Annotated in this window: 14 protein-coding genes, 1 pseudogene and 1 riboswitch; of the genes and pseudogenes, 4 read left to right on the top strand and 11 right to left on the bottom strand. The window is 72.2% G+C overall.

Translation table 11 applies throughout. The features are described 5' to 3' along the window. Positions 1–93 precede the first annotated feature (93 nt). Together ACZ6B8_RS25565 and ACZ6B8_RS25560 are read right to left on the bottom strand one after the other, a co-directional pair. Complete coding sequence (locus tag ACZ6B8_RS25565; RefSeq protein ID WP_471071319.1) at positions 94–645, bottom strand: GNAT family N-acetyltransferase; 552 nt, start codon at positions 643–645, stop codon at positions 94–96. Between the two features lie 95 nt (positions 646–740). Further along, a complete protein-coding gene (locus ACZ6B8_RS25560; RefSeq protein ID WP_471608777.1) occupies positions 741–1199 on the bottom strand; it encodes a four-helix bundle copper-binding protein in 459 nt (152 codons plus the stop codon). Between the two features lie 113 nt (positions 1200–1312). Between ACZ6B8_RS25560 and ACZ6B8_RS25555 the strand changes: the two genes are divergently transcribed. Further along, positions 1313–2002: a YoaK family protein gene (locus ACZ6B8_RS25555; RefSeq protein WP_471608776.1), complete on the top strand. Its 690-nt coding sequence runs from the start codon at positions 1313–1315 to the stop codon at positions 2000–2002. Positions 2003–2201: 199 nt separating this feature from the next. Here the strand turns inward: ACZ6B8_RS25555 and ACZ6B8_RS25550 are convergent, their stop codons facing one another. The 5 genes from ACZ6B8_RS25550 to ACZ6B8_RS25530 all read right to left on the bottom strand — a co-directional run bounded on the left by ACZ6B8_RS25550 (position 2202) and on the right by ACZ6B8_RS25530 (position 8616). Beyond that, on the bottom strand, positions 2202–3740 hold the full coding sequence (locus ACZ6B8_RS25550; RefSeq protein WP_471608775.1) for a PepSY-associated TM helix domain-containing protein: 1539 nt from the start codon (positions 3738–3740) through the stop codon (positions 2202–2204). A 196-nt stretch (positions 3741–3936) separates the two neighbouring features. Further along, the gene (gene mmsB, locus ACZ6B8_RS25545; protein ID WP_471608919.1) at positions 3937–4863 is read right to left on the bottom strand and encodes a 3-hydroxyisobutyrate dehydrogenase; all 927 of its coding nucleotides are present in this window, start codon (positions 4861–4863) and stop codon (positions 3937–3939) included. Then, positions 4860–5936 (bottom strand): enoyl-CoA hydratase/isomerase family protein, encoded by a 1077-nt coding sequence (locus ACZ6B8_RS25540; protein ID WP_471608774.1) that lies wholly within the window; start codon positions 5934–5936, stop codon positions 4860–4862. The genes mmsB and ACZ6B8_RS25540 overlap by 4 nt, the downstream gene beginning before the upstream one ends. Further along, positions 5933–7111: an acyl-CoA dehydrogenase family protein gene (locus ACZ6B8_RS25535; RefSeq protein ID WP_471608773.1), complete on the bottom strand. Its 1179-nt coding sequence runs from the start codon at positions 7109–7111 to the stop codon at positions 5933–5935. Before ACZ6B8_RS25535 ends, ACZ6B8_RS25540 begins: the two co-directional genes overlap by 4 nt. A 5-nt stretch (positions 7112–7116) precedes the next feature. Then, positions 7117–8616 (bottom strand): CoA-acylating methylmalonate-semialdehyde dehydrogenase, encoded by a 1500-nt coding sequence (locus ACZ6B8_RS25530; RefSeq protein ID WP_471608772.1) that lies wholly within the window; start codon positions 8614–8616, stop codon positions 7117–7119. A 211-nt stretch (positions 8617–8827) separates the two neighbouring features. Beyond that, positions 8828–9006: riboswitch (cobalamin riboswitch) on the bottom strand. A gap of 292 nt (positions 9007–9298) precedes the next feature. Here ACZ6B8_RS25530 and ACZ6B8_RS25525 point away from each other — a divergent pair. Then, positions 9299–9877 carry a VOC family protein gene (locus tag ACZ6B8_RS25525; protein WP_471608771.1) on the top strand — a complete coding sequence of 193 codons (579 nt, stop codon included), beginning with the start codon at positions 9299–9301 and terminating at the stop codon, positions 9875–9877. 72 nt (positions 9878–9949) lie between these two features. On the opposite strand, the gene ACZ6B8_RS25520 is transcribed toward ACZ6B8_RS25525, so the two are convergent. Further along, positions 9950–10090, bottom strand: coding sequence for a hypothetical protein (locus ACZ6B8_RS25520; protein WP_471071347.1), 141 nt, complete (start codon positions 10088–10090; stop codon positions 9950–9952). Between the two features lie 91 nt (positions 10091–10181). Between ACZ6B8_RS25520 and ACZ6B8_RS25515 the strand changes: the two are divergent. Continuing rightward, positions 10182–11175: pseudogene (locus tag ACZ6B8_RS25515) on the top strand (aldo/keto reductase). 490 nt (positions 11176–11665) lie between these two features. Here ACZ6B8_RS25515 and ACZ6B8_RS25510 read toward each other — a convergent pair. The 3 genes from ACZ6B8_RS25510 to pstS all read right to left on the bottom strand — a co-directional run bounded on the left by ACZ6B8_RS25510 (position 11666) and on the right by pstS (position 13535). After that, a complete protein-coding gene (locus ACZ6B8_RS25510; RefSeq protein WP_471608770.1) occupies positions 11666–11947 on the bottom strand; it encodes an SCO0607 family lipoprotein in 282 nt (93 codons plus the stop codon). 152 nt (positions 11948–12099) lie between these two features. Continuing rightward, positions 12100–12222 (bottom strand): hypothetical protein, encoded by a 123-nt coding sequence (locus tag ACZ6B8_RS25505; protein WP_471608769.1) that lies wholly within the window; start codon positions 12220–12222, stop codon positions 12100–12102. 158 nt (positions 12223–12380) lie between these two features. After that, complete coding sequence (gene pstS, locus ACZ6B8_RS25500) at positions 12381–13535, bottom strand: phosphate ABC transporter substrate-binding protein PstS (RefSeq protein ID WP_471608768.1); 1155 nt, start codon at positions 13533–13535, stop codon at positions 12381–12383. A gap of 412 nt (positions 13536–13947) precedes the next feature. Here pstS and ACZ6B8_RS25495 point away from each other — a divergent pair, with 412 nt between their 5' ends. After that, on the top strand, positions 13948–15213 hold the full coding sequence (locus tag ACZ6B8_RS25495) for an MFS transporter (RefSeq protein ID WP_471608767.1): 1266 nt from the start codon (positions 13948–13950) through the stop codon (positions 15211–15213). The last annotated feature ends 17 nt before the right edge of the window (positions 15214–15230 follow it).

Raw genomic sequence — 15230 nt, 5'->3', positions numbered from 1 at the left:
TGACAGGCGGCCTGCCCCGACGGCCACGGTCAGGATGTTCTCCCCGGCCGGCCCCCTCGGTCGAGCCGAGTTGCCGCCCCGGCTCCCGCGGCGTCACCGCATCGCGTGCCGTCCGGCGAACTCCTCCGCGAGCAGGCCCATCATCACGAGGTCGTGGTACTCGCCCGCGAAGAACACGTGGTCGCGCAGCCGCCCCTCCTCGACGAAGCCGAGCCGGCGGTGCAGGGCCAGCGACGCCTCGTTGTGGGCGAAGATCCGCACCTGGCACCGGTGGTAGCGCCGCTCGGCGAACATGTAGCGCAGCAGGGTCACCACCGCCTCCGTCGCGTAGCCCTTGCGCCGGTGTTCCGCGCCCATCGTGATGCCGTACTCGAACCAGCCCGAGCGCGGGTCGGCCATGCGCGAGCCGATGACACCGACCGCCTCCCCCGTATCGACGGCTTCGATGGCCAGCCCGAAACAGTCGCCGTCGGAGCCGGCCACGGCCTGTTCCCTCACCCACGCGCGGAAGCTCTCGGCGGAACGGGGAGGCTGGATCACGTCCCCGAGCCCCTCCTCGTCCGCGGTGAAGCCCATGAACGCGGTCCAGTCGTCGGGTTCGATCCCCCGCAGGCGTATCCGCCCGCCCCTCCAGAACGAAGTCATCCCTCATTCGAGCACGCCGGGCCCGCCGAGGTCTTCGCGCTCGCCGATCGGGAGCCAGCTCCGCCCCGCCACCGTTCGCCCGGCCGCGGGGGCGGTCAGCCCAGGGTCGTCAGGAAGTCGTCGCAGGCCTTCGCGCATCGGCGGCAGGCTTCCGCGCAGCCGGCGGAGGCGGGGCGGAGGTCGCTGAGGGCCGCGCACCGCAGACAGGTCGCGCGGCACCATTCGACCTGCATACGGACCCGCTGTTCGTCCTGGTCGCCCTGTTCGGCGAGGACACGGGACGTCGCGTCGCACACGTCGGCGCAGGCGGTGTTGAGGCGTGACGCGTCTCCCCAGTCCGCGGGGCCCCGGCGGCCCAGGCACGCGCTGACGCACTCGTCGCAGGCCTGCGCACAGGCGAACCGGTCCTCCAAGTAGCGGACGAGGTCCTGCCGGCTGGGCTCCGCCCCCGGCTGCGGCGGGGCGGCTGGCGCGGCGACGGGCGCGTCGGATACCGCGCCCGGCACCGCGTCCACGGCCGGTGAGGGTGTCGTGGCGGTCGTCGTGGCGGTCACGGAACCCCTCCCTTCGGTCCCGCACGGGTAGCCGAGGCGCGCGGGACCAAACCCGCCGGTGCACCGGTGCGGCGCGCCCGATCCACCGCCGGCCGGCGCGGTAGAACGTCGGCATGACGACTCAGCACGGCAGCCGGGACGTACCGACCGGGGAGATCGGCGACCGCCACCCCCTGTCCTTGGTGCTCATCACCCTGACGGTGGTCAGCGGTCTCGTCGACGCCATCTGCTATCTGAGGCTCGGCCGGGTCTTCACCGCCAACATGACGGGCAACATCGTCCTCGTCGGCTTCGCCCTGGCCGGGGCGCCCGGCTTCTCCGTCACGGGCTCCCTCGTCTCGCTGGCGGCCTTCCTCCTCGGCGCCGTGGCAGCGGGACGCCTGGCCAACGCGTTCCGGGGTCGGCATCGGGTGCCGTGGGTGCGCACGGCGGTGTGGTGCGAGGCCGCGCTGCTCGGCATCGCGACGGCCGTCGCCTTCGCGGGCGGGGGAAGACCGCCGTACCCGGTGATCGCCCTGATCGCCCTCGCGATGGGGCTGCGCAACGGCACCGCGGGCCGGCTGGCCGTCCCCGCCATGAGTACGACGGTGCTGACCCGCACGTTGGCCGCGCTCGCCGCCGACTCGCGGCTCGCGGGCGGCGCCGACCGGCGCGCGGCCCGCCGGACCATCGCCGTGAGCGCGATGATCCTGGGCGCCGTCCCGGGCGCGTGGCTGGTCCTGCACCACGGAATCGGCTGGCCGCTGCTCCTCACGACCGTGGTCGTCGCGGTCACCGCGGCGGCGTACCGCGAACACGCCTGACGACGCCGTCCTGACCGCCCGTTGACATGCAGCGGGCCCCGCCGCGACGGGGGAGACACGGCGGGACCCACCAGTCGAGTGCCCGCTGGGGAGACGCTCACACCCACGAGTCGCACTGAGTTGCGAACTCAATGCCCGACGACCGTCGCCGAGGTCTCGTCCTCCGACCACGGAGGGCGCGACCCGCCCCGGTCCGGTGTCAGGCGTACGTCCGCCTGCCGCGCCGGTACGCGATCTCCCCCAGCACGATGTCCAGCATCAGGAACCCCGCGAGCGGAAGGCCCAGCAGTGGCACGAAGTAGCCGAGGACGGCGGTGATTGCCATCAGCGGCACCAGGATGTGAGGCGGTACGTTCCGCCAGGCGCCGCGCGGCACCGGCCGGCCGAACCGGGAGGCGCGGCCGCGCTGCCACCACATGCGGTACCCCCACACGATCAGCAGGATCAGGCCAAGGGCCAGCGCGGCCAGGGCGATCTGGTTGGGCAGGCCGAAGAGGGAGCCGGTGTGGGCGTCGATGCCCCAGCGCGTCAGCCGGGCGAGCACCGGGTGGTCGGCGAACCGCAGGACGTCGGTGACCTCGCCGTTCGCCGGGTTGACGGCGACGGAGTCCTGCTTCTCGGGCCAGCTGCGCCGGATCTGCTTGACGACGTACGCGGACGATCCCGTGGCGTCGGCCGGCGGGACGATTTCGACCGGGTCCGAAAGGCCCTGGCCACGGGCGGACTTCAGGACCGCGTCGAGGCCGACGTCCTTGCCGCCCGGGCCGGATCCGGCAGCGTCCGGGCCCGCCCCCGCCCTCATGTGCTCCGCGTGCTCTCCCCCGGATCCGCCGGACCTATCCGGTCCGCCGCTCTCGTCCGGTCCGATCGCTCCGGACGCCCCTGTCCCCGTCCCGTGATCGACCCTCGTCGACACCGTGGGCGTCGCCTGACCGATGGCCTCCCTGAGCTCGCTGATGCTGCCGCCCGCGTACGTCGACCACGTCAGCCCGGTCGCGGAGAGAAAGAACAGACCGAGGGCCGTCCACACGCCGACCGAACCGTGCAGCGTCAGCGTCCGGCGGCGGCCGCCGCCCTCCGTGCCCCGCACGCGCCGCCGGGACCTGCGCCGGCCGAACCACAGGACGAGGCCGCCGCCCGTGATCACCCAGAGCCAGCTGGCCGCGAGCTCGCTGTAGAGACGTCCCGGTTCGCCGAGGTGCAGGTCGCGGTGGAGGGTGTCGATCCACGTGCGCAGCGGCAGAGCGCCGGACGAGCCGTACTGTTCCAGCGCGCCGCGGACGTCACCGGTGTACGGGTTCACGAAGACGGCGAGGGTGCGGCCGGGGTCGACGCCGGGGACGCCGGACAGCAGGACGCGCGTGGTGGCACCCGCCTCCGGTGCCGGCCGGACCGCACTGACCGCGCCCTCCGGGTGCGCCTCACGGGCGGCGGCCACCTGGCGGGTCAGCGGGAGTTCGGCCGCGTCCGCGGGGACGTCGACGCGGAGTTGGTCGGCGTACACGATCTTCTCGGCCTGGTACGAACCCGCGTACAGGAGCCCCGTCACCGCTGCGACCAGCAGGAACGGGGCGATCAGCACACCCGCGTAGAAGTGCAGGCGCAGCACGAGCGGGCGCAGGGACGCCCAGCCGGACCGCCGTTCCGTGGACCGTCCCTCCGGGGCGCGCGGAGGAGTCGGTGGGGCGCTCGGCGGTTGCGGGTCGCCCTCGGTGAGGAGGGTGGGCTGGGCGGACATGTGGTGCTCTCCTGGATCGACGGGCCGCGGTCCGGCTACTGCGCCGGGCCGGTCCAGGAGTCGGACCGCAACTCCGTCGGGTTCCGTTCACCTCATGTGACGTGCGGCACCGGGCGCTGCACGGGCTCCTCTTCGGGGGCCGCCGACTTCGCCGCTCCGCCGCCGAGCGTCGTCGGCGGTCCCACGACGGCATCCGTCACGCCGCGTCCCCTTCGGACCGCTCACGGATCGCCTGCACGATCGCCGAGAAGTCCCGCCCCGCTCCGCCGTCCGCGACGAACTCCTCGTACAGCGCGGCCGCCCGCAGTCCGAGCGCGGCGTCCACGCCGGACGCGCGGGCCGCGCCGGCGGCCAGGCCGAGGTCCTTGGCCATGAGCGCGGCGGCGAACCCCGGCCGGTAGTCGCGGTTGGCCGGGCTCGTGGGGACAGGGCCCGGCACGGGGCAGTTGGAAGTGAGCGCCCAGCACTGCCCGGATGCTGTGGAAGCCACGTCGAACAGGGCCTGCGCGGTGAGGCCCAGGCTCTCGCCGAGGACGAACGCCTCGCTGACGGCGACCATCGTGATGCCGAGGATCATGTTGTTGCAGATCTTCGCCGCCTGCCCGGCCCCGGCGGAGCCGCAGTGCACCGCCCGCTTTCCCATCGCGGCCAGCAACGGTTCCGCCGCCGCGAACTCCGCGGGGCCGCCACCGGTCATGAACGTCAGGGTGCCCGCCTCGGCTCCCACCACGCCGCCGGACACCGGGGCGTCGAGGCCCCGGTGCCCCGCCGCGGCGACGGCCTCGTGGGCGGCGCGTGCGTCCGCGACGTCGATGGTGGAGCAGTCGACGAACAGCGTGCCCGGGGGCGCCGCCGTGAGCAGGCCTTCCTCACCGTAGAGGGCGAGTACGTGGCGTCCGGCGGGGAGCATGGTGATCACCACGTCGGCCTCCCGCGCGGCCGCAGTGGCGGAGGCGGCGGGCAGCACGCCCCGCTCGGCGGCGGCAGTCACGGCCTCGGCCGAGAGGTCGTGGCCGGTGACGCGGTATCCGGCCCCGACCAGGTTCGCGGCCATCGGCCCGCCCATGTGGCCGAGGCCGATGAAGGCGACGTTCCGTGCCGCCGTGGACTGTGCGGATGTCACCACGCCACCTCCTGATCCGTCGCCCCGTCTGCCAGACCCAGTTCGCGGGCCCCGAGCGGGGCGAAGAAACGTCCGACGTCACCGGCGGTCACTTCGGCGAGCGTGCCGGGGTCCCAGCGCGGCGCCCGATCCTTGTCGACGATCTGCGCCCTGATGCCCTCCACGAGGTCGGCCGAGGCGAGGGCCGCGCACGAGACGCGGTACTCCTGGTCCAACACCGCTTCCAGCGACCCCATTTCACGCGCCCGCCGCAACGCCTCCAAGGTCACCTTGAGGGCGGTCGGTGAGCGGGAGAGGAGTGTCTCGGCGGCCTCCTTCGCCGCACGCGGGCCGGCCGCCTGGAGCCGCTCGACGATCTCCTCGACCGTGTCGGCCGCGTAGCACGCGTCGATCCACCCCCGGTCTTCGATGAGTTGAGAGGGCGGGGCGTCGCACACGTACCGCGGGAGCACCTCGCGTACCGGCGCGTCGGAAAGGTCCGCCAGCAGGCGGGGCAGCGCGGACGACGGTACGAAGTGGTCGGCGAACCCGCACCTGAGCGCGTCGCCCGCCGCCACCTGGGCACCCGTGAGCGCCAGATGAGCCCCAAGGCCGCCCGGTGCGAGGCTCAGGAGGTAGGTTCCGCCGACGTCGGGCACGAAGCCGATGCCGGTTTCCGGCATGGCCACCCGGGACCTTTCGGTGACCACGCGCACGCTGCCGTGCGTCGAGATCCCCACCCCGCCGCCCATCACGAGGCCGTCCATGACGGCGACGTACGGCTTCGGGTAGTGCGCGATGCGGGCGTTGAGGCGGTACTCGGCCCGCCAGAATTCCCGGGTCGCCCCGGCGTCGCCGGTCGTGGCGTCCTCATGGATGGAGCGGATGTCGCCGCCTGCGCACAGGCCGCGCTCCCCCGCGCCGGTGAGCACGACGGTCTCGATCCCGGGGGCGTCCGCCCAGGCGGCCAGCGCCTCGTCGATACGGCACACCATGGTGTGGGTGAGGGCGTTGAGGGCCTTGGGGCGGTTGAGGACCACGTGGGCCGCGCGGCCTTCGACGCGGAGCACCACGGAGTCGTCGGCCGCGGTCATCGGACGGCCTCGGTGAGGCCGCGGGCGACGATGAGACGCATGATCTCGTTGGTTCCTTCCAGGATCTGGTGGACCCGCAGGTCACGGACGATCTTCTCGATGCCGTACTCGCTGAGGTAGCCGTAGCCGCCGTGGAGTTGCAGGGCCCGGTCGGCCACGGAGTAGCCGGTGTCCGTGGCGAACCGCTTGGCCATGGCGCACAGCTGCGGGGCCCGCGGGTCGCCCCGGTCGAGGGCGTCCGCGGCCTGGCGCACCAGCGCGCGTGCGGCGGCCAGTTCGGTGGCCATGTCGGCGAGGCGGAACCGCAGTGCCTGCGCGTCCAGCAGGGGCGCGCCGAACGCCTCGCGGTCGGCGAGGTGGGTGACGCTGCGGTGCAGTGCGCTCTGCGCGCCGCCCAGGGAGCAGGCCGCGATGCCGAGGCGTCCGCCGTTGAGGCCGGTCATGGCGATGCGGAAGCCGTCGCCCTCGGCGCCGAGGCGCCGGTCGGCGGGGATGCGCACGCCGTCGAGGATCACCTGGCGGGTGGGCTGGGCGTTCCAGCCCATCTTGCGTTCGTCGGCGCCGAAGGAGAGGCCGGGGTCGTCGCGTTCGACGACGAAGGCGGAGATTCCGCGGGGGCCCTCCTCTCCGGTGCGGGCCATGACGAGGTAGACGGCCGAGGCGCCCGCTCCGGAGATGAACTGCTTGACGCCGGTCAGCGCATAGCCGTCCCCGTCCCGTTCGGCGCGCGTCCGCAGGGCGGCGGCGTCCGATCCGGCCCCCGGCTCGGTGAGGCAGTAACTGCCCAGCGTTGCCGCGGTGCACAGGTCGGGCAGCCAGCGGGCGCGCTGCCTCTCGTCGCCGTACCGGTCGATCATCCAGGCGACCATGTTGTGGATGGAGAGGTAGCCGGCGATGGAGGGGCAGCCGGTGGCGAGGGCCTCGAACACGAGGGTTCCGTCGGTGCGGCCGAGCGCCGAACCGCCGTGTTCCTCGCGTACGTAGACGCCGCCGAGGCCCAGCGCGGCGGCCTTGCGCAGTACGTCCACGGGGAAGTGTTTGTCGCGGTCCCAGGCGACGGCGTGCGGCGCGAGGTGTTCCTCGGCGAAGTCCAGTGTGACCTCGGCCAGGGCGAGTTGGTCCTTGGTGAGGGCGGCGGGATGGTCGTTGGTGAGGGCGGCGGCCGTCGGTGTCATCGCCGTCATCCCATCGTCGGGATGGTGAAGCTCGCGCCTTCCCTGGCCCCGGACGGCCAGCGCGAGGTGACGGTCTTCGTACGGGTGTAGAAGCGCACGGCGTCGGGGCCGTGCTGGTTGAGGTCGCCGAAGCCGGACCGCTTCCAGCCGCCGAAGGTGTGGTACGCGACCGGCACGGGGATCGGCACGTTGACGCCGACCATGCCGGCGCCGACGCGGCGGGTGAAGTCGCGGGCGGTGTCCCCGTCCCTGGTGAAGAGGGCGACGCCGTTGCCGTAGGGGTGTTCGGTGGGCAGGCGCAGGGCCTCCTCGTAGTCCGCGGCACGGACCACACAGAGGACCGGGCCGAAGATCTCCTCGCGGTAGATCCGCATCCTGGGCGAGACGCGGTCGAAGAGCGTGGCACCCGCGAAGAAGCCGTCCTCGTGGCCGGGCAGGGTGACGTCCCGTCCGTCGACGACGAGTTCGGCCCCTTCGTTGACGCCGATGTCCACGTAGCGGCGGACCCGGTCGAGGGCGTCGCGGGTGACCAGCGGGCCGAAGTCCGCCTCGGGGTCGTCGGAGCGGCCGATGCGCAGCTCCGCGACGCGTTCCTTGAGGCGGGTGACGAGCGCGTCGGCGGTCTCCTCACCGACGGGCACGGCGACCGAGATGGCCATGCACCGCTCCCCCGCCGAGCCGTACCCGGCGCCGATCAGCGCGTCCACGGCCTGGTCGAGGTCGGCGTCCGGCATCACGATCATGTGGTTCTTGGCGCCGCCGAAGCACTGCGCGCGCTTGCCGTGTGCGGCGGCGCTCGCGTAGATGTGCGCGGCCACGGGCGTGGAGCCGACGAAGCCGAGCGCCTGCACGCGCGGATCCTCGATGAGGGTGTCCACGCTTTCCTTGCCGCCGTTGACCACGTTCAGGACGCCGGGCGGCAGCCCCGCCTCCAGGAACAGCTCGGCGAGCCGGAGCGGCACCGAGGGCGCGCGTTCGGAGGGCTTGAGAACGAAGGAGTTTCCGCAGGCGAGCGCGGGCGCGGCCTTCCACAGTGGGATCATCGCGGGGAAGTTGAACGGGGTGATCCCGGCGGTGACGCCGAGCGGTACGCGCAGGGAGTGCACGTCGATGCCGGTGCCGGCGTTGTCGCTGAACTCACCCTTCAGCAGGTGCGGGATGCCCGCCGCGAACTCCACCACCTCTAGGCCGCGTTGCAGGTCGCCGTGGGCGTCGGCGATCGTCTTGCCGTGTTCGGAGGAGAGCAGCCGGGCCAACGACTCCCGCTCCTGTTCGACGAGTTGGAGGAAGCGCAGCATCACGCGGGCGCGCCGCTGCGGGTTCCACTCGCCCCAGCCGCGCTGCGCCGCTTCGGCGTCGGCGATTGCCGCGGCCGTCTCGTCGCGCCCCGCCAGCGGCACGTGGGCCTGTACGGAGCCGGAGTTGGGGTCGTACACGTCGGCGAACAGCCCGGAGGCCCCGCGCACGTGCTTGCCGCCGATGAAATGTGTCAGTTCACGGACCATGAGAGCCTGCTCTCGTCAGGTGAGATCCGAAGATGGCACGGCAGGCCGACGGCACCGCCGGACAGGCGGATCGATGGGCCTGACGTGGGACGCGAAGGCCTAAGAGCCGTCGTGGAGTCGAGCGTCGGCGACGGCCGCCGCTCGCTTCGCCGGATCACCTGGGTCGTGGGTACGGACCGGTGCCATGCGTGTCTGCTCCATCCTCGTGGACAACACGGAACACCCCGCGGCCGGTATCCTGACTCCCGGATCAGCGCGCGTTCTCCCGCCTTCCCGACGGACTCGTCCGTCAGTGGCGTATCGCTCGGCGAGAACGCACTCCCCGGTCACAGTGGCGGGACCGCGCCGGATTCACACCGGCTTCCCTGCACCGCGGGCTCTGGTCACGAACATATAGTTGGACGTCCTAGTAAGTCCACCCCCGCCTTTCCGGCCACACGGGTCCGGACCGCGCGGCGGGCCGGCGGCCGAACGTGCCGCCGCGCCTTTGGGATCGTTTCTTCCTGTCGCTTCATCCCCGAAAGCGCCGTTGATGGCCGGGGCGGCCGGCAAGCGGCCTGACCGCGAACATGGCCAGAAATGATTTAACCTTCAACCTGTGCTAGTGGCATTCTTTTCAGGGCGACGCCGACCAGCATCGACGACCAGCCAACTACGCGCCTACGTACAGGAGATGACCGACATGACGCAGACACCGACGCAGATGCAGACACGGTCTGAGCCGCACGCCCAGGCCCGGTCCCTGCCCCTCCGTCTCCACCACCACGCCTGGATCACCGACGACCAGGAAGCCAACCGCCGCTTTTACGAGGACGTGATCGGCCTGCCGTTAGTGGCCACGTGGACCGAGCGCGAGGTGATGCACGGCGTCGAGCGCGCCTACAGTCACGCTCTCTACGGCCTGGCCGACGGCAGCGCGCTCGCCTTCTTTCAGTTCGCGGACCGCAACGACCAGGAGGAGTTCAGGACCAGCATCAACTCAACTCCTCTGCGCCACATAGCCTTCAAGGTCGAGGCCGGGGCACAAGAAGCCATTCGCGAGCGCGTCGAGGCGGCCGGCTCCGTGGACGCGAACCCTCACGTGATCGACCACGGCTTCTGTGTCTCGCTGTACGTCACGGACCCCAACGGGCTGATCCTGGAGTTCGCCGTCGACCACCCCGACGTGGAGAAGATCGACGTCGAGCAGCGCGCCACCGCACACGCCGACCTCGCCCGTTGGCTCGCCGGGGACCATACCAGCAACAACCGCTGGCGCTGATCCGTACCCCGTGGCGCAGGCCGAAGCGGCGCTTTTGCCTCAGACCGGGAGCGCGTAGCGGGACTGTGCGGGTCAGCTGACGCGCTGGAAGGCGCCGGCGGGTCCGATGCGGCCCCCCTGGCGGGCGTCGGCGGCGAGGTCCTCGGCGATGACGGTGATGCGGCGGACACGGCCACGCGGTAGCCCGTGCCGGCGCAGGATCCGGTAACCCACCTCGTGTCCGGGTCCTGTGGCGACCCGCTGAAGGTGGAGCGCTTCACCCTCACCCGCTCGCGCCGCACCTGACCCGGAGGAGCATCCACGCATGATCACCCGAACCGCGCTCGGCTCGCCCGGTCTCACCGTCAGCGCGATGGGCCTGGGGTGCATGGGGATGAGCGAGAGCTACGGCCCCGCCGACTGGGACGGCGGCCTGGCCACCATCGACCGGGCCCTGGAGCTGGGCGTCACGTTCCTGGACACCGCCGACGCCTACGGCACCGGGCACAACGAGGTGCTGGTCGGCCGGGCCATCCACGGCCGCCGGAACCAGGTGCAGCTGGCCACCAAGTTCGGCATCGACCGCAGTGCCGGCGACCCGGGGACGCCGCATCCGCGGTGCCCGGGACTTCGTGCTGCGCTCCTGTGACGCCTCGTTGCTGCGGCTGGGCGTCGAGACGATCGACCTGTACTACGCCCACCGGCCGCCCCAGGACGTGGAAATCGAGGAGACCGTCGGGGCGACGGCCGAGTTGGTCGCGGCGGGCAAGGTCCGCCATCTGGGCCTGTCCGAGGTCGACGGCGAGCTGCTGCGCCGGGCCCACGCGGTGCACCCGATCGCCGCGGTCCAGAGCGAGTACTCGCTCTGGACCCGCGAAGCCGAGGCGGTCACCCCGGTGATGGCAGAGCTGAGGATCGGGCTGGTGCCGTACTCGCCGTTGGGGCGGGGGTTCCTGACCGGCACCCTGGACCGCTCCACGCTGGGCGAGAGGGACTTCCGGCGCACCAACCCCCGCTTCGCCGACGAAGCGGGCGAGGCCAACGAGAGGATCGCGCAGACCGTGCGCGAGGTGGCCGACCGGCTGGGTGCCACCCCGGCCCAGGTGGCGCTGGCTTGGGTGTACGCCCAGGCCGAGCGGCTCGGGGTAGCGGTGGCCACCATTCCGGGCACCCGCAGCCCGGCCCGGCTGGAGCAGAACGCGGCCGCGCTGGAACTCGTACTGGACGCCGAGACGCTGGCCGCGCTGAACCCGCTGAGCGACCAGGTAGTGGGTGAGCGCTACGCCCCCGCACACACCGCTGAGGTCGCTCGGGGTTAGCCGGCGGGTTCGACGCGCACGACGTCCAGCTCGCCGAGGTCGTTGACGTCGCGCCACGCTGTGTACCGGGGTGCTGATCATCGTTCTGGACGGCAGCGTCGTCACCGTGGCGCTCCCCACGATCGGAAGGGAACTGGACTTCACACAATCGAACCTCGCCTGGCTCGACCACGCCTACATGATCGCCTTCGGTGGACTCCTGCTTCCATCTTCTTCATCAACGTGCCGATCGGCGCGGCCACCCTCCTCGCCGCCGTGTGTCTCTTCGAACCCGATCGGGGCCTCGGATTCCGCACCGGCGCCGACCTATTGGGGGCGTTTCTGGCCACCTCGGGCCTGATGCCGGCCGTCTACGCGATCAACAGGATCGAGAGCGAGGAACGAGCGGCCCAACTCCGGCCCGGCGACCGCCGTTCGGACGCCCAGCGCCCGGACGGCTCCCGCTCCGGCGTCCGGCCCCGCTCCCGCCTTCCGCTCCGGCGCCCGAGGCTCACTGACCGTCCTTCAGCTTGATGATCTTCCCGTCCTTGTCGACGGTGTGCGTCTCCCAGTACGTATCCCACTTGTCGCCGACGTGCTCAGGGACCTTGCCCGCGGGATAGCGTGAATAGCCCTTGGGCGGCTCCTCTCCCTTGGGGGCGCACGCGGATCCGCTGCTTCCCACCCTCAGAACCGGATACTCCCCGCCGCCGCAGGTCGCGTCCTCCATGGAACAGCCGGTGAGCACCGCGGCCGTCACGCCCGCCAGTGCGAGCCCCACGACCGATCGCACCGGCCGGCTTCCGATCACACGCGAGAGCGGACGAACTCGATTACCCTTGGTCACTGCTGGCTCCCTCTCCTCGGCTTCGGGTTGCACCCCCAGCCTGCGCGAGCCGGGCGAGCCGATCATGAGTACGGGTACTCAAACGCACCCGCGCGACCTCACAGGTAGTCCATCACCTGCGAACTGCTCGACGTGCCCTCCGCCGACCGGGACACGTTCCAGCGGCACACCGAGACGTCCATACCCCTGGCCGCCACCGAGGAAGAGCGAGAGGCAGCCATGGCGGCCATCCACGAATACATGCGCGAGCTCGTCTCGCCACACGGGCCGCGCCCACGCATGACTTGCTCAGCGATGTCACCGAAAGCGACCTCACCGACGAGGAGCTCGGCGGAATCAGGGCCTTCTTGCTGGGCGCCGGAGTAGCCGGCGCCCGGTGTCAGGAGAGCGTGCGCACCACGTCCCGCACCTGCCCCGCGACGGACTCCGGCAGCGGCGCGTAGTGCAGCCGGGACAGGTCCCGCTGTCCCTCCTCGCTCGCCGTGTAGGTCAGGAACGACTTCAGCGCGGGCAGGGTCTGCCGCTGGTTCCCCTTGTCGCAGACGATCTCGTAGGTGACCTGGACGATGGGGTACGCGTCCGGCGCCGAGGCGCCATAGCGGAACTTCAGCGTCATGTCGTTGCCGCGGCCCGCGACCCGGGCCTGGGCGATACCGGCCGACGCCGTCGAGGGCGTGGGTTCGACCGGGGCGGGCGCGCCCGTGTCGAGTGCCACGGTCTTGATCTCGCGGGCCCGCGCGAAGGACAGCTCGAAGTACCCGATCGCGCCGAACCCCGACGTCACCTCCGCCGCCACGCCGCTCGATCCGCTCGCGGAGGCTCCGCCCGTCCCCTGCCAGGCCTTGCCCACCGGGTGCGGCCACTCCTTGGGGGCCGAACCTGCGAGGTAGGCCTGGAAGTTCTGGGTGGTCCCGGAGTCGTCGGACCGGTGGACGGGGCGTACCGGCGTGGACGGCAGGTCGGCGCCGGGGTTGAGACGCCGGATCTCCGGGTCGTCCCACGTGGTGATCTCGCGGTCGAAGATCCTGGCGAGGGTCGGCGCGTCGAGCACCAGATCGTCGACGCCGGGGACGTCGTACCCGAGGGCGATGGGCCCACCGACCATGGGCAGGTCGATCGCCCGCCCGCCGCGGCAGACGTCCTTCGAGAGCGCGGCCTCCTCGGGCTTCAGCGCGCTGTCCGAGCCGCCGAACGCGGTGGCGCCGCGCAGGAACTGGGCGCCGCCCGCCCCGGATCCGATCGGGTTGTACGCGATCCGCACCCCCGGGCACGCGCCCTGGTACTGCTTGATCCAGTGCTTCATCGCGTTCTGCTGGGCGCTCGAACCGGTCCCCTGCACCCTGCCCGTGCCGGCGCAGTCGATCCCCGCGACGGCGGATGCCCCTGCGGCGGCCCGCCCCTCGCCGTCACCGTCGTCGTCCCCGAGTCCCGCGACACCGCATCCCGCCAGGGACAGCGACAGCAGGGCCGTCAGGGAGAGGGCCGTGCGCGCTCTCCCTCTCTGGTACGTACGTCCTGGACGTGGGCGTTGCAACGTATTCCCCTCGGGGTACCGCGAAACGGATCTCAACCGGAATGCCGGACTGAATGGTCGCCGATCCGGGGTGACGGCAGGTGACGCCCGGGCGAACAGCGGGCGACACGCTTGGGTACGGAGGGGAGGCCACCCATGGGACACGGGGGGCACGAGGGGCAGGGGCTCGCGCGGAGGGGCGTTATCCGCTTCGCCCGCGCCACCCGCCCCGGTAGTCTCACGGCAGCACCCGCCCCTGCGAGGAGTCGAGATGCCCGGTCGCCCGAGCACGCGCTGACGTTCAGGTCGTTCGACCCGTCACCGCGTGCTGCCCCGCACCCGCGGCACCCGCGCCTACCCGTGCGGCACCTGCCCGGACCCGTACCCACGGCGGCACAGCGAGCCCTTCTCCCGGCTCCCACAAGGGGTTGTCGTGCCGTCCCGCACCCGTTCCCGTTCGCGTTCCTCCCATGGCCTCCTGTGCGATCCCGACTTCCGTCGGCTCTGGGCGGGTCAGACCGCCTCGCAGTTCGGCGCGCAGGCCACCCAGGTCGTCCTGCCGCTCATCGCCGTCCTCTCCCTCGACGCCTCCACCGGCCGTCTCGGCGCGCTGCGCGCGGTGGGACAGGCTCCGATCCTGCTCTTCTCCCTGTTCGCCGGCGCGTGGGTGGACCGTCGCCGCGCCCGTGACGTCATGGTCCTGTCCGACATCGGGCGCGTGCTGGCGCCGGCCGCCGTCGCCCTCGCGTATCTGCTGGGCACACCGGGGCTGCCGGTGCTGTTCGGCGCCGCGTTCCTGGTGGGCGTGTCCGGGGTGTTCTTCGACGTCGCGTATCAGGCGAGCCTCGTACGCCTGGTGCCCCGCGCCGAGTTGGCCCGGGGCAACAGTGCCCTCGAAGGCAGCAGGTCCGCCGCGCAGATCGGTGGGCCCGCGCTCGGTGGCACGCTGGTATCGCTCCTGTCGGCCCCGGGCGCCGCGGCGGTGAGCGGTCTCTTCTTCGCGCTGTCCGCGCTGTCCCTGGGGCGCATCCGCCGCGAGGAAGCCGCGCCCCCTCCCCCTCAGTCGTCGGTACCCGTCCGGCGGCAGATACTCGAAGGCCTCCGTTTCGTCGTCCGCCACCGGGCGCTGCGGGCCGTGGGGCTGGCCTCGGCCGTCTTCCAGTTCTCGTTCGCCGCCCTGATGACGGTGTATCTGCTCTTCCTGCCGCGCGAACTGCGGCTGCCGGGCGCCGTCGTGGGCCTGGCGCTCGCGGCGGCGGGGCCGGGCGCGGTCCTCGGGTCGCTGCTCGCCGCCCGGCTCCCCGTCCGGTACGGCTACGGACGGGTCCTGGTGGCTTCGGCGGTGCTCGCCGACGGTGTGATGCTCTGCGTGCCCGTCGCGCACGGTTCCACCGCGACGACGGTCTGGCTGCTCATGGGCGTCAACTTCGTCTTCGGCACCTGCGGTCAGCTGGTCGACGTCGCTCTCATGGCCGTGCGCCAGGCCGTCACGCCCGTCCGGCTCCAGGGCCGGGTGGTCGCGACCATCAACGTCGTCGGGATGGGGCTGACTCCACTCGGGTCGCTGCTCGGCGGCGTCCTGGCCGATGCCTGGGGGTTGCGGCGCGGCCTGCTGGTGGCCGCCGCCGGGCTCGCGCTGTCCCCGGTGTGCATGGCCCTGTCCCCGCTGGCACGCCTGGGGCGGCGGCTGCCGGTCTGACGCCGCCCGTCACCCGC

This window comes from Streptomyces sp. NPDC041122 (assembly GCF_055592445.1).
This window is presented reverse-complemented; position numbering and strand designations above follow the sequence as displayed.